The 17,213-nt window shown below is 70.0% G+C and carries 15 protein-coding genes; 11 read left to right on the top strand and 4 right to left on the bottom strand.

Annotated features, from left to right (window positions below):
- Positions 1-943 precede the first annotated feature (943 nt).
- The gene (locus ACWF0M_RS36180; protein WP_452240272.1) at positions 944-1,357 is read right to left on the bottom strand and encodes a ferritin-like domain-containing protein; all 414 of its coding nucleotides are present in this window, start codon (positions 1,355-1,357) and stop codon (positions 944-946) included.
- The gene (locus ACWF0M_RS36175; protein ID WP_452240271.1) at positions 1,354-1,908 is read right to left on the bottom strand and encodes a cell division protein FtsK; all 555 of its coding nucleotides are present in this window, start codon (positions 1,906-1,908) and stop codon (positions 1,354-1,356) included. The genes ACWF0M_RS36180 and ACWF0M_RS36175 overlap by 4 nt, the downstream gene beginning before the upstream one ends.
- Before the next feature lie 161 nt (positions 1,909-2,069).
- Here ACWF0M_RS36175 and rimP point away from each other — a divergent pair, with 161 nt between their 5' ends.
- The 7 genes from rimP to ACWF0M_RS36140 all read left to right on the top strand — a co-directional run bounded on the left by rimP (position 2,070) and on the right by ACWF0M_RS36140 (position 9,977).
- A complete protein-coding gene (rimP, locus tag ACWF0M_RS36170) occupies positions 2,070-2,600 on the top strand; it encodes a ribosome maturation factor RimP (RefSeq protein WP_452240270.1) in 531 nt (176 codons plus the stop codon).
- 1 nt (position 2,601) lies between these two features.
- Positions 2,602-3,594, top strand: a complete 993-nt coding sequence (gene nusA, locus ACWF0M_RS36165) for a transcription termination factor NusA (protein ID WP_452240269.1) — start codon at positions 2,602-2,604, stop codon at positions 3,592-3,594.
- Between the two features lie 44 nt (positions 3,595-3,638).
- Entirely contained in the window at positions 3,639-4,049 is a 411-nt protein-coding gene (locus ACWF0M_RS36160) for a YlxR family protein (RefSeq protein WP_452240268.1), read from the top strand.
- A gap of 68 nt (positions 4,050-4,117) precedes the next feature.
- The gene (gene infB, locus ACWF0M_RS36155; protein WP_452240267.1) at positions 4,118-7,399 is read left to right on the top strand and encodes a translation initiation factor IF-2; all 3,282 of its coding nucleotides are present in this window, start codon (positions 4,118-4,120) and stop codon (positions 7,397-7,399) included.
- A 100-nt stretch (positions 7,400-7,499) separates the two neighbouring features.
- Positions 7,500-7,940 carry a 30S ribosome-binding factor RbfA gene (rbfA, locus tag ACWF0M_RS36150; protein WP_452240266.1) on the top strand — a complete coding sequence of 147 codons (441 nt, stop codon included), beginning with the start codon at positions 7,500-7,502 and terminating at the stop codon, positions 7,938-7,940.
- 8 nt (positions 7,941-7,948) lie between these two features.
- Complete coding sequence (gene truB / locus ACWF0M_RS36145) at positions 7,949-8,839, top strand: tRNA pseudouridine(55) synthase TruB (protein WP_452240265.1); 891 nt, start codon at positions 7,949-7,951, stop codon at positions 8,837-8,839.
- A 241-nt stretch (positions 8,840-9,080) separates the two neighbouring features.
- Positions 9,081-9,977 (top strand): NAD-dependent protein deacetylase, encoded by an 897-nt coding sequence (locus ACWF0M_RS36140; RefSeq protein ID WP_452240264.1) that lies wholly within the window; start codon positions 9,081-9,083, stop codon positions 9,975-9,977.
- Positions 9,978-10,017: 40 nt separating this feature from the next.
- Here the strand turns inward: ACWF0M_RS36140 and ACWF0M_RS36135 are convergent, their stop codons facing one another.
- Positions 10,018-11,046 carry an SGNH/GDSL hydrolase family protein gene (locus ACWF0M_RS36135; protein WP_452240263.1) on the bottom strand — a complete coding sequence of 343 codons (1,029 nt, stop codon included), beginning with the start codon at positions 11,044-11,046 and terminating at the stop codon, positions 10,018-10,020.
- A gap of 119 nt (positions 11,047-11,165) precedes the next feature.
- Between ACWF0M_RS36135 and ACWF0M_RS36130 the strand changes: the two genes are divergently transcribed.
- The 4 genes from ACWF0M_RS36130 to ACWF0M_RS36115 all read left to right on the top strand — a co-directional run bounded on the left by ACWF0M_RS36130 (position 11,166) and on the right by ACWF0M_RS36115 (position 16,307).
- Positions 11,166-12,128: a bifunctional riboflavin kinase/FAD synthetase gene (locus ACWF0M_RS36130; protein WP_452240262.1), complete on the top strand. Its 963-nt coding sequence runs from the start codon at positions 11,166-11,168 to the stop codon at positions 12,126-12,128.
- 116 nt (positions 12,129-12,244) lie between these two features.
- Positions 12,245-12,517 carry a 30S ribosomal protein S15 gene (gene rpsO, locus ACWF0M_RS36125; protein WP_130379758.1) on the top strand — a complete coding sequence of 91 codons (273 nt, stop codon included), beginning with the start codon at positions 12,245-12,247 and terminating at the stop codon, positions 12,515-12,517.
- 266 nt (positions 12,518-12,783) lie between these two features.
- Positions 12,784-14,997: a polyribonucleotide nucleotidyltransferase gene (locus ACWF0M_RS36120; protein ID WP_452240261.1), complete on the top strand. Its 2,214-nt coding sequence runs from the start codon at positions 12,784-12,786 to the stop codon at positions 14,995-14,997.
- Positions 14,994-16,307: a M16 family metallopeptidase gene (locus tag ACWF0M_RS36115; protein ID WP_452240260.1), complete on the top strand. Its 1,314-nt coding sequence runs from the start codon at positions 14,994-14,996 to the stop codon at positions 16,305-16,307. The genes ACWF0M_RS36120 and ACWF0M_RS36115 overlap by 4 nt, the downstream gene beginning before the upstream one ends.
- Here the strand turns inward: ACWF0M_RS36115 and ACWF0M_RS36110 are convergent, their stop codons facing one another.
- Positions 16,308-17,177 carry a LysR family transcriptional regulator gene (locus ACWF0M_RS36110; protein ID WP_452240259.1) on the bottom strand — a complete coding sequence of 290 codons (870 nt, stop codon included), beginning with the start codon at positions 17,175-17,177 and terminating at the stop codon, positions 16,308-16,310. It lies immediately after the preceding gene.
- Positions 17,178-17,213: the final 36 nt, after the last annotated feature.

Here is a 17,213-nt window from a genome sequence, read left to right as displayed (position 1 = left end):
GGACATGTCGGGTGGCCGGGTAGTGCACCTGAGCGTGAACGCGCCCGTGCGTACACCGTCTCACCGGTGCACTACCTGTCGAGCGTGCACATCACCCCGCCACGCGCAGCCGCCCCGCCACCAACCCGATCACCCAGCCACCCATCCGGCACAAGAACGGATATCCCCTGGTGTTGTGGGTTCTCCCCTCTAACACCAACGGAGAAGCCACAACCCCGTCGGATATCCCCTCGTGTGCGAGGGCTCTTGTCGCGCCCGACCTCGGGGCCGGCCGACGGCACGGACCGGGACGTGGATGCCGGGTGTGGTGCGTTCTGCGGGTGGGCGCGGCGGGTGGGCGCGGTGGATGGGCGCGGTGGATGGGTGGGGTGGGTGGGTGGGGTGGGTGCGGTGCGGGAGGCGGTGCGTGGGGTGGTGCGGTGCGGGCGGCGGTGCGTGGGGTGGTGCGGTGCGGGCGGTCGCGGGCGGGTGGTGCGGTGGGACTGGAGACAGGAGCTGGTGGGCGGAGGCGGGAAATGTCGGGTTCCGGGTCTCCACGGTCTGTCGCGAGTCTCCGGATGCCGCCACCCACCCCGCACGCGGCATGCACCGTCCGGTCCGTGCCATCGGTCTGCCCAGGCCGAGCGCGACGAGAGCCCCGCACACGAGGGGATATCCGTCGGTGTTGTGGGTTCTCCGTTGGTACTAGAGGGGAGAACCCACAACGCCAGGGGATATCCGGTCTTCTGCCGGGTGGGTGGGTGTTGGTGCCGGCTGGGTGATCGGGTGGTGGTGGCGCGGGTGCTCGCGGTGGGGTGATTTGCGGGCTCGACAGGTAGTGCACCGGTGGGACGGTGTACGCGCGGGCGCGTTTACGCTCAGGTGCACTACCCGGCGGCCTGACATGTCCTGTCGAGCCGCACATCACACCGAGCCCGGCGCCGCCCTGGAAGCCGGGCGTGGGTCAGGGGGTTGCGCCGGGGAAGGCTGCCGGCGCGCCGCCCCAGGTGAGTTGGGTGGTGGCGTAGGTGAGGAGGGTTTCGATGGCGACGGTTCGGACGGCGGGTTGTTCGGCGGCCTCGATGAGGTCGCCGTACACCGCCGCGATCCGGCGCTCGATCAGCAGGACCAGGGCGGTTGCGGTCGCGGTGTTGCTGACGACTTGGGGCAGGTCGTACGCCGGTTGGGCCGCGACCGGGGTCTCGCCGGCGGCGACCAGCAGCGCGCTCAGGTGGTCGCGGTTGTCACGGTGGACCTCGAACGTGTCGGTCGCGTCGCGGAACCTGGCCCCGCTGAGCTTCCCCCCGGCGACGCCCACGCCGTACAGCGCAGCGTGCTCACCCGCGAGCGCAGCCTGCAGGGCTTCGACCTGGTTCACGAGGCGTCCTTTTTCTTGGGCGTGAGCGTCGAGGACAGCTGGGTCTCTGAAGCAGCGATCTCGGCGAGGAGGCGAGCCGGGGGGCCGGAGAGTTTGGCTGCGGCGGCCGCGTGGGTGACTGCTGCGGCCTTCTCCTGCGTGGCGATCGCGGTGAGTGCGGCCTGTGAACTCGCCGGTACGGCGGCCTTGGTCGCCTGCGCGGCGACGCCGTCGGTCTCCTTCAGTTTGGCGAGGTGCGCCGCGTGGTACTTCGCTCCCGCGGCGAGCTGGGCCCGTAGCGCCGGGAACTTTTGGCTCGCGGTTGCGTAGAGCTGGGACAATTGAGTCACCTGGGTCGCCGCAGTACTGAGCGCCGCGACGACTGCCGGGTCGACGGTCGGTGTCTCTTCGGTCGACCCGGGTGCCGTCGGCGTGCCGTTCACAGCCCCCTCTGTTCCCGGCATACCGGCGCCGGAGGCGGCGTCGTCCTTGCAACCGGCCAGCGCGACCGCGCCGGGCACGAGGGCGGCGGTGACGACGGCAGTACGGCGACTCAGGCGGCGTTCAGGCACGGCGGAACCCTACCCGCTGACCCGCCCATGACCGCCCAAGACCGGCCAGGTACGAGCCGATGACCGGCATCGGGGTACCGGGCGGATATGGTGGGCTACTGCTCTCGGCTGGACCGCCGGGAGTGGAACGGGTGCACAACTGGAGAGAGGCAGGTCAACCTGTGAGCCGAAAGCCGGATCCCACGAGCCACACGGACACCACGAGCCTCGAGAACTTCCTGCGGCCGATCGTCGAGCAGTTCGGCTGCGACCTGGAGGCTGCGGACATCACTCCGGCCGGGCGTCGCCGCCTGCTGCGCGTCCTGGTCGACCGCGACGGCGGCATCAGCCTCGACGACGTCGCGGACGTCACCCGGGCGATCTCCAAGGCGCTCGACACCGACGACATCATGGGCGAGGGCGCCTACACGCTGGAGGTCTCCAGCCCCGGCGTCGACCGGCCGCTCACCCTGCCCCGGCACTGGCGGCGCAACCTCAGGCGTCTGGTCGCGGTCACGTTGACCGACGGCGAGAAGCTGACCGGCCGGATCAAGTCCGTCTCCGACGAGGCGGCCGAACTGGACGTCGACGGCACACGGCAGAGCGTCGCGTACGCCGACGTGGCCAAGGCCAAGATCCAGATCGAGTTCAACCGGACCGCCGGCAACGACGAAACAGAAACACCTGCCGACGGCACGGTGGAGGAGAACTGACATGGACATCGACATGGCCGTGCTGCGGTCACTGGAACGCGAGAAGGACATCGCCCTCGAGGTCGTCGTCGAGGCGATCGAGGCGGCGCTGCTGGTCGCGTACCACCGCACCGAGGGCGCGCAGCAGAGCGCCCGGGTCGAGCTGGACCGCAAGACCGGGCACGTGACCGTCTTCGCCCGCGAACTGGCCGAGGACGGCACGCTGGCCCGCGAGTACGACGACACCCCGGCCGACTTCGGCCGGATCGCCGCCACCACGGCCAAGCAGATCATCCTGCAGCGGCTGCGCGACGCCGAGGACGAGGTGCGGTACGGCGAGTTCTCCGGCAAGGAGGGCGACATCGTCTCCGGTGTCGTCCAGCAGGGCCGCGACCCGCGGTCGGTGATGGTCGACCTCGGCAAGATCGAGGCCGTGCTGCCGGCGCCCGAGCAGGTGCCGGGGGAGAAGTACGAGCACGGCTCCCGCCTGCGGGTGTACGTCGTCGGCGTGCGGAAAGGCTTCAAGGGCCCGCAGATCACGGTCAGCCGGACGCACCCGAACCTGGTGAAGAAGCTGTTCGCGCTCGAGGTCCCGGAGATCGCCGACGGCACCGTCGAGATCACCGCGATCGCCCGCGAGGCGGGACACCGGACCAAGATCGCCGTCCGGACCCTGAACCCGTCCGTGAACGGCAAGGGCGCCTGCATCGGCCCGATGGGCCAGCGGGTGCGCAACATCATGCACGAGCTGCACGGTGAGAAGATCGACATCATCGACCACAGCGACGATCCGGCCACGTTCGTCGGGAATGCGCTGTCCCCGGCGCAGGTTACGTCTGTGGAGGTCGTCGACGCCGCGGCCCGTGCTGCGCGCGTCGTCGTACCGGACTATCAGCTGTCGCTCGCGATCGGCAAGGAAGGGCAGAATGCCCGTCTCGCCGCCCGGCTCACGGGCTGGCGGATCGACATCCGGCCGGATACCGATGTGACTGGTGATGACAAGAAGGTAGACTGATCTCTCGGTCGGTCGACTGAGTCGTCACCACACCCTGAGGAACTGTGACAGAAACTGCAGACGCGCGCCCTGAGAAGCTCCGGGAGCGCACCTGTATCGGGTGCCGGAAACGATCCAGCCCGACTGACCTGCTGCGGATGACGGTGTCCGGAGGACCAGGCAATCTCATGGTCGTCCCGGATCCCGATCGTCGGGCACCCGGCCGTGGGGCGCACTTGCACCCGGCGACCGAGTGTTTCGACCTGGCCGTCCGGCGCAAGGCGTTCCCACGGGCCTTCAAGGTCCCGGGGCCGCTCGACGTGACCGGGCTGCAGGAGTACGTCGAGCAGCGTGATAGGCAAGAAGCAGTGCAAAAGGCGGCCACCCGGCCGTCCGCGGCGGTTCGACCGGACCGTCGTGACCGACATGAAGGCGGGTCATCGACTCATGACCACTCGATGAGTGTCGAACGATGAGTGCAATGCGATGAGCATGTACGTCAACTAACGGTCCGCGGCCCCAGGCTCGGACCAGAGGGAGAGTAGTGGCAAAGGTCCGGGTCTACGAGCTCGCGAAAGAGCTCGGAGTTACCAGCAAGGTCGTTCTGACCAGGCTGAACGACATGGGAGAGTTCGTCCGATCGGCGTCCTCGACGATCGAGGCACCCGTCGTCCGACGGTTGGCGGAAGAGTTCGAGAAGAACCCGCCGAAGAAGCGCGCGGCCAAGAAGGCCGCCGCAAGCACGTCTGCCGCGCCGCAGGCGACCGCACCGGTCGCGCCGGCGCCGAGGCCGGCCCAGCCGGCCGCCCCGAAGGCTCCGGCCGAGCGCACCGCGCCGGCCGCTGAGGTGCGCACCGAGGCGGCTCCGGTCGCCGAGGCTCCGGCCGCTGCGGCCACGGCGACCACTGTGCCTGCCGCGGCCGATCCGGCGCCGGTGAAGTCGGCCCCGGGAATCAAGCCGGGACCGCGTCCGGGCCCGAAGCCGGGTCCGCGCCAGGAGTCCGCTCCGGCCGAGCCGGCTGCGCCTGCTCCGGTCGAGTCCGCTCCGGTCACGTCCGCCCCGGTCGAGTCCGCTCCGGCGGCGAGGGCCGAGGCTCCGGCAGCACCGTCGTTCGAGGCTCCGGCCGCGAAGGCGGCCCCGGAGACCCGTGGCCCGTCGGCCTCGTCGGCTCCGGCGGCTCCGTCGTCGGCGCCGCGTCGTACCGGTGGCGACTCCGCCCGTCCGGGTCCGCGTCCGGCGCAGGGTGCGAGCCCGCGTCCGGGTGGCCAGGGCGGCGGTCAGGGTTCTGGTCCGCGTCCGGCTGGCCAGGGTGGCCCAGGTTCCGGTCCGCGTCCGGGTGGCCAAGGCGGTGGGCCCCGTCCGGGTGCCCCGCGTCCCGGTGCGCCCCGTCAGGGCGGCCAGGGTGGCGGCGGCCCGCGTCCGGGTGCTCCGCGTCCGGGCAACAACCCGTTCAGCTCGACCCAGGGCATGCAGCGCGGTGGCGCGCGCCCCGGCCCGGGTGGCGGCGGTTCCGAGCGGCCGGGGGCTCCGAGCCCGGCCGGGATGGCTCCGCGTCCGCCGCAGGGTCGTGGCGGTGGCCGCGACGACCGCGGCGGTAGCGACCGCCCGCGTTCGGGTGGTGTGCCGGGCGCTCCGCGTCCGAACCCGGCGATGATGCCGAAGTCCTCGGCCGGTACGTTCACCGGCCGTCCCGGTGGCGGCTCCGGCGGTCCCGGTGGCGGCTCGGGTGGTCCCGGCGGTGGCCGTGGTCGTCCGGGCGGCGGTCCGGGTGCCGGTCCGCGCGGTGGCGGCGGTGGCGGCGGCGCCGGTGGCGGCTTCCGTCCCGGTGGCGGCGGCCCGAGCGGCCCGCCCGGTGGCGGCGGTGGCCGTCCGGGTCCGGGCAACCGCGGTCGTGGCGGAACGCAGGGTGCCTTCGGGCGTCCGGGCGGTCCGGCGCGTCGTGGCCGCAAGTCGAAGCGCGCGAAGCGCCAGGAATTCGACAACATGCAGGCTCCGGCCGTCGGCGGCGTGCGCGTCAAGCACGGTGACGGCGAGGTCGTGAAGCTGCCGCGTGGCGCGTCGCTGACGGACTTCGCCGAGAAGGTCGGAGTCGACCCGGCGTCGCTGGTCCAGGTGCTGTTCCACCTCGGTGAGATGGTGACCGCGACCCAGTCGGTGAACGAGGAGACGCTCGAGCTGCTCGGTACCGAGCTGAACTACGACGTCCAGATCGTCTCGCCGGAGGACGAGGACCGCGAGCTGCTGCAGTCGTTCGACATCGACTTCGGCAACGACGAGGGCGACGACAGCGACCTGGCTCCGCGGCCGCCGGTGGTGACCGTCATGGGTCACGTCGACCACGGTAAGACGAAGCTGCTGGACGCGATCCGGATGGCGAACGTCGTGGCCGACGAGGCCGGCGGTATCACCCAGCACATCGGTGCGTACCAGGTGACCACCGAGGTCGACGGCCAGGAGCGGGCGATCACGTTCGTCGACACCCCGGGTCACGAGGCGTTCACCGCCATGCGTGCCCGTGGTGCGCAGGCCACCGACATCGTCATCCTGGTGGTCGCGGCCGACGACGGCGTGATGCCGCAGACGATCGAGGCGCTGAACCACGCCCGTGCGGCGGGTGTCCCGATCGTGGTCGCGGTGAACAAGATCGACGTCCCGGCGGCGGACCCGACCAAGGTGCGCGGTCAGCTGACCGAGTACGGCCTGGTTCCCGAGGAGTACGGCGGCGACACCATGTTCGTCGACGTCTCGGCCAAGTCCCGGATCAACATCGACGGCCTGCTCGAGGGCGTCGTACTGACCGCGGACGCGGCGCTGGACCTGCGGGCGAACCCGAAGATGCACGCCGAGGGCATCGCGATCGAGGCGAACCTCGACAAGGGCCGTGGTCCGGTGGCGACCGTGCTGGTGCAGCGCGGCACGCTCCGGGTCGGCGACTCGATGGTGGTCGGGCCGGCGTACGGCCGGGTCCGGGCCATGCTCGACGAGCACGGCAACACCGTCGAGGAGGCGACTCCGTCGCGTCCGGTCCTGGTGCTCGGTCTGACCGCTGTGCCAGGTGCGGGTGACAAGTTCCTGGTGGTCGACGACGACCGCCGGGCCCGGCAGATCGCCGAGCGGCGCGAAGCCCGGGCTCGTGCGGCCGCGAACGCCAAGCGTCGCGTCCGTCGTACCCTCGAGGACTTCATGGCCTCGATGGAGAAGGGCGAGGCTCAGGAGCTGCTGCTGATCCTCAAGGGCGACGTGTCCGGTTCGGTCGAGGCGCTGGAAGACGCGCTGGTCCGGATCGAGGTCGGCGACGAGGTGAACCTGCGGATCATCGACCGCGGTGTCGGTGCGATCAACGAGAACGACGTCAACCTGGCCATCGCGTCGAACGCCGTCATCATCGGCTTCAACGTGCGGCCGGCGGGCAAGGCCGGAGACCTGGCCGAGCGCGAGGGCGTGGATGTCCGGTACTACTCGGTGATCTACTCGGCGATCGACGACATCGAGGCCGCCCTGAAGGGCATGCTCAAGCCGATCTACGAGGAGGTCACCCTCGGCCAGGCCGAGATCCGGGAGATCTTCCGCTCCTCGAAGGTGGGCAACATCGCCGGTTGCTGGGTGACCAGCGGCCTGCTCAAGCGGAACGCGAAGGTCCGGTTGATCCGGGACGGCGCGGTGGTGGTCGACAACACCGAGCTGTCGTCGCTGAAGAGGTTCAAGGACGACGCGTCCGAGGTCCGCGAGGGCTTCGAGTGCGGTCTGACCATCAACAACTTCAACGACATCAAGATCGGCGACGTCGTCGAGGCGTTCGAGCTCCGCGAGAAGCCGCGCAGCTGACAGCAGGTGGTGCCCCTGGTCCCAGGGGCATCGGAGTAACGTCCGGAGAGGCGCTGGTCGCCTCTCCGGACGTTGTTCATGAATGAAGGAGTGAGCCCTGATGGGTGAAGCAAGGGCGAAGCAGCTCGCCGACCGGATCCAGGTGCTCGTCGCGGAACTGCTGGAGCGCCGGGTCAAGGACCCGCGGCTCGGGTTCGTCACGGTCACCGACGCCCGGCTGACCGGCGATCTGCGCGAGGCGAGCGTCTTCTACACGGTGTACGGCGACGAGCAGGCCCGCGCGAACACCGCGGCCGCACTGGAGTCGGCGAAGGGCCTGATCCGCAGCGAGGTCGGCAAGGCACTCGGACTGCGGCACAGCCCGAGCGTCGAGTTCTTCCTGGACGCGGTGCCGGAGACCGCCGGGCAGATCGAGGAGCTGCTCGCGAAGGCCCGCACGGCCGACGCCGAGGTGGCCAAGGCCGCCGCCGGCGCGAAGCCGGCCGGCGACGCGGACCCGTACAAGCGGCCGCACGACGAGGACGACGACGAGCAGGACTGAGTACTGCGTTGAGCCTTGACTTCACGTCCACGTCGGACGGGATCGTGGTCGTCGACAAGCCTGCCGGGCTGACCTCGCACACCGTCGTCGCCCGGATCCGCCGGCTGGCGGGCACCCGGAAGGTCGGCCACGCGGGCACGCTGGACCCGATGGCGACCGGTGTCCTGGTCGTCGGCCTGAACCGGGCGACGCGGCTGCTCGGCCATCTGCAGTTGGCCGACAAGTCGTACGACGCGACGATCCGGCTGGGCGCCACGACGACGACCGACGACGCCGAGGGCGAGGTCACGTCCACGGCCTCGGTCGACGGCGTGACCGCCGAGGCGATCTCGGCAGCCGTCGAAGGGTTCCGCGGGGAGATCTCGCAGGTCCCGTCGAAGGTGTCGGCGATCAAGGTCGACGGGAAGCGCGCGTACGAGCGGGTACGGGCGGGGGAGGAAGTCGCGCTCAAGGCTCGGACGGTGACCGTGTCGCGCTACGACATCCTCGACGTCCGCCCCGACGCCGACGGGATCTCCGTCGACGTCTCAGTCGACTGTTCCAGCGGCACGTACATCCGCGCGCTGGCTCGCGACCTCGGCGCCGAGCTCGGCGTCGGCGGTCACCTGACCGCGCTGCGGCGTACCCGGGTCGGGTCCTTCGACCTGACCGCGGCGCACTCCTTGGAGTCGCTGGCCACCTCGTTCGACTGGTTGCCGATCGCGGACGTTGCCGCCGGCACCTTCCCGCGGTACGACGCCGACGACGACCAGGCAGCCGCGATCCGTACCGGCCGTCCGCTGCCGGGGCTCGATCTGACCGCCGGACAGACCGCGATGTTCGCCCCGGACGGCACCTTCCTGGCGCTCTACGAGCCGCACGGCCCGGTCGCCAAACCCACCGCGGTCTTCGTCAGCTGACGAGGCGTCAGCCTACGCAGCCCGACCAGAGAACGGTGCGGCTGTGGCCTCGCGCCCCGACCAGCCTCCCCAAACCGGTTTGGGCAGGCACTTGCCTCCGACCGGGGAGCGCTGCTGCCCGATTCGGGCAGTATTGCTCCCCAAACCGGTTTGGGGACGGGTCAGAGCCTCCCCAAACCGGTTTGGGGCCGGGTCAGGGCGGGCGGGGCGCGCAGCCGGCTCCGGCACGTACGCTTGAGTGGTGCGTTCTCGTCCGACGTTGGAGTGGGCCCCGGGGCCTGAGGTGCTGGCGTTGGAGCCGGGTGCGACGGATATCGGCCCGGTCGCGCGGATCGTGGCCGCCGGGCGCGTCGTCGTACTGAGTGGCGCCGGGATCTCGACCGAGTCGGGGATCCCGGACTACCGCGGCGAGACCGGCAGCCTGCGGACCCACACCCCGATGACGTACGGCGACTTCACCGCGAGCGAGGCCGCGCGGCAGCGGTACTGGGCGCGCAGCCATCTCGGCTGGCGCACCATCGCCCGTGCCGCCCCGAACGACGGCCACCGCGCCGTCGCCGCCCTCCAGGCCCGCGGCCACTTGAGCGGCATCATCACGCAGAACGTCGACGGCCTGCACCAGGCCGCCGGTGCCCGTGACGTGATCGAACTGCACGGCAATCTCGACCGGGTGATCTGCCTCGACTGCGGTACGACGTCTGCCCGCGAAGTCCTCGACCGCCGCCTCCGCGCCGCCAACCAGGCGTTCACGGCAGAGGCGACCCGGATCAATCCGGACGGCGACGTCGAACTCCCCGAGGACGTCGTCCGCACGTTCACGGTCGTGACCTGCACGGTCTGCGGCGGCGTACTCAAACCCGACGTGGTCTTCTTCGGCGAGAACGTCCCGAAGAGCCGCGTCGAGCGCTGCTACCGGCTGATCGACGACGCGAACGCCGTCCTCGTCCTCGGCTCGTCCCTCACCGTGATGTCCGGGTTCCGCTTCGTGCGGCACGCAGCCAAGGCCGGAACGCCGGTGCTGATCGTCAACCAGGGCCTGACCCGTGGCGACCCGTACGCGACGTACCGCGTCGATCTTCCGCTCGGACAGGCCTTGACGGAACTGCTGGAAGAAACCAGCGGGCCGAGCCACGCGTGAGGTGGCCCGGCCCGTGGTCCGCAGTACGGATTGGAAAGGGTCAGCGTTGCGCGCTGGTCCGTACGCGGTTCAGGGAGGCCTCGAGGGCCTTGGGTGAAACAGCTTGGGGTGCTGCGGCGGCCTGCTTCGCCAGCGTGCGCGCCTTGGCGGCCCAGGTGGCCTGCTCGGTCGCGGTGACGACGGACGGCCGGCCGGTCAGCGTTTTGTAGGTGAGCGCGGCCATCCCGGCTTCGCCCTCGAAGCGCGGGTGGTAGTTCAGCGCCCGGAGCAGGTTGATGTCCTTGCCCTGGATCCACGCCTGGCCGTCCGGGGCGCAGGCGTCGTGTCCGGTGGACGGCCCGAAGGTGTCGACGTACGTCGCTCCGCCGGCGGCGGCTGCCCCGGAGACGGCCGCGTTCAGCGCCTGCTCGATCGAGTACAGGTACGCGTAGTCGCCGTCGGCGAACGGGAGGATCGACGGGCAGGTCCCGTGCTCCGGCGCGATCTTCGGGTACCCGACCAGCACGATGGCGGCCTGCGGCGACCGCGCCCGGATGCCCTGGACGACGATCGCTATCCGGGTCTGCGTCTGGGCGATCTTGGCCTTCAGCGTGTCCACGCCGTCGACCGTGAAGTGCGCCTTGCACGGCGCCCCGGTCGGGTCGGAGGCGCGCAGCCCGGGACAGGTGCCGATGATGTCGCCGAAGACCCCGAAGTCGTTGCCGCCGATCCCGAGCGTCACCAGGTCGGTGTCCGGCGTCAGCGCGTCGAACTGCGGCGCGGCGGTGCCGAGGATCGTGCTCTGCGGCTGGGTCATGTTCGTGGTGTCCGCCCCGCCGCAGCTCACGTCGGTGAACCGGTGCACGCCGAGCGCGGCGGCCAGCTGCTTCGGATAGTTGCTGTACGAGCGAGCGCACCCGAGCGACAACAGGTCGGCCACGGGGACGAACGGCGCGGACGTGTAGGAGTCGCCGAGCGCGACGTACTTCGAGAAGCCTGTGGACGCCGAAGCGCTGGGCGCGACTGCGGCAGGTAGGCCGACCATCAGTGCGAGTGCAGCGCAGACAGCAACCAGACGGCGTAGCTTCACGAGACCTCCCCAGGCTCATCCAGTGCGCGGCCCACCATAAGTTGAGTCACCGCACGATTACAAGGGGTGATCGTGGACCTGATGGAAGCAATTGAGACGAGGCATGGAATCCTGCTGCCATGCGTGTCTGGCACGGATTGGACGAGGTGAGCCCGGACTTCGGGCCGACGGTCGTCACGATCGGCAACTTCGACGGAGTGCACCGGGGTCACCAGGAGGTGCTCGCGCACGCCCGCGCGCGGGCGGCCGAACTGGGTGGACTGCCGGTGGTCGCGATGACCTTCGACCCGCACCCGATGCGGGTGCTGCGGCCCGACCATGCGCCCCTGCAGCTCAGCGACGCCGCCCGGCGCGCCGAGCTGCTCGGTGAGGCCGGTGCGGACGCGGTGCTGATCCTCCCGTTCACCAAAGAGGTGTCGCAGTGGTCGCCGGAGGAGTTCATCGAGCGCTCGCTGGTCAACGCGCTGCACGCGAAGGCGATCGTCGTCGGTGAGAACTTCCGCTTCGGCCACAAGGCGGCCGGCCACGTCGACACCCTCGTCCAGGCCGGAACGCAGTACGGCTTCCAGGTCGAGGGTCTGAGCCTCGCGGGGGACGAGCAGCCCTGGTCGTCGACGTACGTGCGCCAGCGGCTCGCCGACGGCGACGTGGAGGCTGCCGCGGAGGCGCTCGGCCGCCCGCTGCGGGTCACCGGCGTGGTCGTCGAGGGCGACAAGCGCGGCCGCGAGCTCGGCTACCCGACCGCGAACATCCCGGCCGACCCGGGCGCCGCCGTCCCGCAGGACGGTGTGTACGCCGGGTGGCTCACCGTGCTCACACCGGCTCCGGGCGCCCCGGCGTACCCGGATCCGTTGCCCGCGGCGATCAGCGTCGGCAGCAACCCGACCTTCGACGGCGTGGACCGCCGGGTGGAGTCGTACGTGCTGGACCGCGACGACCTCGAGCTGTACGGCGCCACGGTCGCGATCGATTTCGTCGCCCGGCTGCGCGGTACGCAGATCCGGTTCGACAGTATCGACGAGCTGCTGGTGCAGATGAAGGCCGACGTCGACGGCGCGCGCGGCCTGCTGACCCGTGATTAGGGTGACGCGTCCACGGACTGATACGCTGGCTGCTGCCGTCTGAACGGCCGCGGACCGAGAGTGCTCGGGTGAAGAATGCCCCGGTGCGCCGCGCAACGGAAATCGAGAGGAAACCTGTGTCATCTGTTGATGCCGCAACGAAGAAGAAGATCATGGGTGAGTACGCCCTGACCGAGGGCGACACCGGGTCCCCCGAGGTCCAGGTTGCGCTTCTGACGCACCGCATCGCTCACCTGACCGAGCACCTGAAGGAGCACAAGCACGACCACCACAGCCGTCGTGGCCTGTTGCTCCTGGTCGGCCAGCGCCGCCGGCTGCTGAACTACCTGGCGAAGAAGGACATCAACCGCTACCGGTCCCTGATCGAGCGGCTCGGCCTTCGCCGATGACGTCGCGAGGAGCGGCCCCCGACACTCGGGTGGCCGCTCCTGGCGTATCCACGCCCCGGTGTGGAACAACTGAATAACGAACCACGTAAGACGTAACGAGGCGACGCGAAGCGCGTGGCGGGACCACGACCGGTCCTCGGTAGTGGCTTTCGGGTGACACATCACCCGCGGGCCTCGATCGAAGACCGGCATCCCGGAAGCTCGCGCCTCGCAGTCGTCACACTGTGAGAGAGGGGTATCCCGTGTCGGGATCCACAAGTGCGCCCATGGAGGGCGCCGAATTCGCTGAGGCCGTCATCGACAACGGCAGCTTCGGCACCCGCACCATCCGCTTCGAGACGGGCCGTCTGGCCCAGCAGGCCGCCGGCTCCGCCGCCGCCTACCTCGACGGCGACACGATGGTGCTGTCGGCCACCACGGCCAGCAAGAAGCCCAAGGACCAGTTCGACTTCTTCCCGTTGACGGTGGACGTCGAGGAGCGGATGTACGCCGCAGGTCGGATTCCGGGCTCGTTCTTCCGCCGGGAGGGCCGTCCTTCCGAGGAGGCCATCCTGACCTGCCGGCTGATCGACCGCCCGCTGCGGCCGTCGTTCGTGTCCGGTCTGCGCAACGAGATCCAGGTCGTCATCACGGTCCTGGCGCTGAACCCGGACAAGCTGTACGACGTGCTCGCGATCAACGCGGCGTCGATGTCCACCCAGATCGCCGGGCTGCCGTTCTCGGGCCCGATCGGCGCCACCCGCGTCGCGCTGATCGGCACCCAGTGGGTCGCCTTCCCGACGCACACCGAGCTCGAGGACGCCGTCTTCGACATGGTGGTCGCCGGTCGGGTCACCGAGTCCGGTGACGTCGCGATCATGATGGTCGAGGCCGAGTCGACCCCGACCACCTTCGACAAGGTCGCCGGTGGCGCGCAGGCGCCGACCGAGGAGATCGTCGCCGAGGGCCTCGAAGCCTCCAAGGCGTTCATCAAGACCCTGGTCGAGGCTCAGTCCGAGCTGGCGGCCAAGGCCGCGAAGCCGACCGGTGAGTTCCCGGTCTTCCCGGACTACCAGGACGACGCGTTCGCCGCGGTCGAGGCTTCGGCGAGCGAGGAGCTCGCCCAGGCGCTCACGATCGCCGGCAAGCACGAGCGTGAGGACGCCACCGACGCGGTCAAGGCCGCCACGGTGGACAAGCTGGCCGCCGACTTCGAGGGCCGCGAGAAGGAGCTGTCCGCAGCCTTCCGCTCGCTGACCAAGAAGCTGGTCCGGCAGCGGGTGCTGACCGAGAAGGTCCGCATCGACGGCCGCGGGCTGGCCGACATCCGGCCGCTGAAGGCGCAGATCGGCGTGCTCCCGCGGGTGCACGGCTCGGCGCTGTTCGAGCGCGGCGAGACCCAGATCATGGGTGTCACCACGCTGAACATGCTCCGGATGGAGCAGCAGCTGGACACGCTCTCCCCGGAGACCCGCAAGCGGTACATGCACAACTACAACTTCCCGCCGTACTCGACCGGTGAGACCGGCCGGGTCGGTTCGCCGAAGCGCCGCGAGATCGGTCACGGCGCGCTGGCCGAGCGGGCCCTGGTGCCGGTGCTGCCGTCGCGCGAGGACTTCCCGTACGCGCTGCGTCAGGTGTCCGAGGCCCTCGGCTCGAACGGTTCCACCTCGATGGGTTCGGTCTGCGCCTCGACGCTGTCGCTGCTGAACGCCGGTGTGCCGCTGAAGGCCCCGGTCGCCGGTATCGCGATGGGTCTGATCTCCGGTGAGATCGACGGCGAGACGCAGTACGTCGCGCTGACCGACATCCTGGGCGCGGAGGACGCGTTCGGCGACATGGACTTCAAGGTCGCCGGTACGAAGGACTTCGTCACCGCCCTGCAGCTGGACACCAAGCTGGACGGCATCCCGGCCAGCGTGCTGGCCGGCGCGCTGACCCAGGCCAAGGACGCCCGCCTGACGATCCTGGACGTGATGGCCAAGGCCATCGACGCGCCGGGTGAGATGAGCGAGTTCGCGCCGCGGGTCATCTCGGTGAAGGTCCCGGTCGACAAGATCGGCGAGGTCATCGGCCCGAAGGGCAAGATGATCAACCAGATCACCGAGGACACCGGCGCCGACATCTCGATCGAGGACGACGGCACCGTGTACATCGGCGCGACCGACGGCCCGTCGGCCGAGGCGGCCCGGGCCGCGATCAACGCGATCGCGAACCCGACCATGCCGGAGAAGGGCGAGCGCTACCTGGGCACGGTCGTGAAGACGACCAACTTCGGTGCGTTCATCAGCCTGCTGCCGGGCAAGGACGGCCTGCTGCACATCAGCAAGCTGCGTCCGCTGGCCGGTGGCAAGCGCGTCGAGGCCGTCGAGGACATCCTCTCGGTCGGTCAGAAGCTGCAGGTCGAGATCGCCGAGATCGACGACCGCGGCAAGCTCTCGCTGATCCCGGTCGTCGAGGGTGAAGAAGGCGACAAGAAGGCCGAGCCCGCCGCCGAGTGACTCGAGCCATCACCAGCACGCTGCTGAGCCCGGAGGCGGGCGGTCCGGTGAAACGGACCGTCCTGCCCTCCGGGCTTCGTGTGCTCTCCCAATCCGTCCCAGGCTTCCGATCGGTGACGTTCGGACTCTGGGTCGGCGTCGGCTCCCGAGACGAACCGGAACAGCTGGCCGGCGCCACACACTTCCTCGAACACCTGCTGTTCAAGGGCACCGAGCGTCGTGACGCGCTGGAGATCTCCGCGGCGATCGACGCGGTCGGCGGCGAGATGAACGCGTTCACCGGCAAGGAGTACACCTGCTACTACTCGCGGGTGCTGGACTCCGACCTGCCGCTCGCGGTCGACGTCATCTGCGACATGATCACCTCCGCCACGCTGACTCCGGCAGATGTCGAGAGTGAACGCGACGTCATCGACGAAGAGATCGCGATGCACGCCGACGAGACGTCGGACCACATCCACGACCTGTTCGCCGAGCAGCTGTGGGGCAAGTCCCCGCTGGGCCGATCGATCACCGGTACGCCGGAATCGGTCGCCGGGCTGTCCCGCCAGCAGGTCGTGGGCTGGTACCGGCGCCGCTACAAGCCGTCCAACATCGTGGTTTCGGTGGCCGGCAACGTCGACCACGCCGACGTGGTTCGCCTGGTCCGCAAGGCGTTCGAGCGGCACTGGGTGACGGCCGAGGCCGAGCCCGCCGCTGTACGACGTGGTGCCGGCAAGACCGTTCCGACGTACGGCGGGGTGCAGGTGCACCACCGTGACGTCGAGCAGGCGCACCTGGTGCTCGGGATGCCCGGGCTGGTGCGGAGCGACGAGCGCCGCTACATCGCCGGCGTACTGCACGGGATCGTCGGCGGCGGGATGTCGTCGCGGCTGTTCCAGGAGGTGCGGGAGAAGCGCGGACTCGCGTATTCGGTGTTCACGTTCGGTTCGGCGTACGCCGACGCGGGCATGGTCGGCGTGTACGCGGGCTGCCTGCCGAAGAAGGCCACCGAGGTCCTGGACGTGATCCGCGGCGAGCTCGAGTCGATTGCCGGCGGCAACATCACCCCCGACGAGCTGCTTCGTGGCAAGGGCCAGATGCGCGGCTCGGTCGTGATGGGCCTCGAGGACACCGGCGCCAAGATGACCCGGATCGCGAAGGCCGAACTCGTGTACGGCGAACTCCCCACCGTCGACGAGATCCTGCACCGCATCGACTCGGTCACCCTCGACGACGTGACGGCCCTGGCCGCCGACCTCTACGCCGGCACCCCCGCCCTCACCGTCATGGGTCCCTTCAAGGAAGACACCACCGCCTTCACGCTCTGATCACTCGATCTTCAGTAGGGCGAGGAAGGCGGACGCGGCGGGGGAGCGGCCGGCCGAGCTCCAGACGACGTACTCGATCCGGCCCGGTGCGTCGGTGATCTCGACCGTGGAGACGCCGGTCAATTGTGGTGCGTAGGTCGAGGCGAACAGGGCGACGGCGAGCCGTTCGCTGACGAGCCGTGCCATCAGTTCGGCGGTGCTCACCTCGAAGGCGACGTCGCGGACGAGTCCCGCGGCCTCGAACGCCTGGTCGCTCTGCAGACGGCCGGCTGTCCGCGGCGGCAGGTCCACGAACACCTCACTCGCGAGCCGCTGCAGCGTCACCGACGATGCGGTCGCCAGCGGATGATCGGGCGGGACCACCGCGACCAGCCGGTCGCGGGCCAGTTCGCGGGTCTCCACGCCGCGCGGTTGTGCGGTGGTCGGCAGTCCGAGGAAGGCCACGTCGAGCACGCCTTCCTTGACCTGGTCGGCGAGCTTCTCGCTCGCACCGACGCGCAGCGAGATCCGTACGTCGGGGTACGCGCGCCGGAAGTCCCGCAGCGCTGCTGGAATGTCGACCGCGGCGACCGTCGGGATCAGCCCGACGGCGAGCCGTCCGCGGACCAGACCGACTGCGGCGGCGGCCTCCGCGGCTGCCCGCTCGGCCGCGTCCAGACACTGGCGAGCCGCCGGCAGGAACGCCGTACCGGCCGGTGTCAGGCGCACGCGCCGGCTGGTGCGGTCGAACAGGCGCGCGCCCAGTTCCCGTTCCAGGCGGGCGATCTGGTGGCTCAGCGCGGACTGCACGACCAGGCACCGTTCGGCGGCTCGGGTGAAGCTGTTCGTCTCGGCGACCGCAACGACGTACCGGAGTTGCTGGAGTTCCATGCAACTATCTTGAATCACGATCGATGGCGTGACGAA

The organism is Kribbella sp. NPDC055110, from assembly GCF_053607525.1.
The sequence above is the reverse complement of the archived record's forward strand: the minus strand, read 5'-3'. Positions and strand labels throughout refer to the sequence as shown.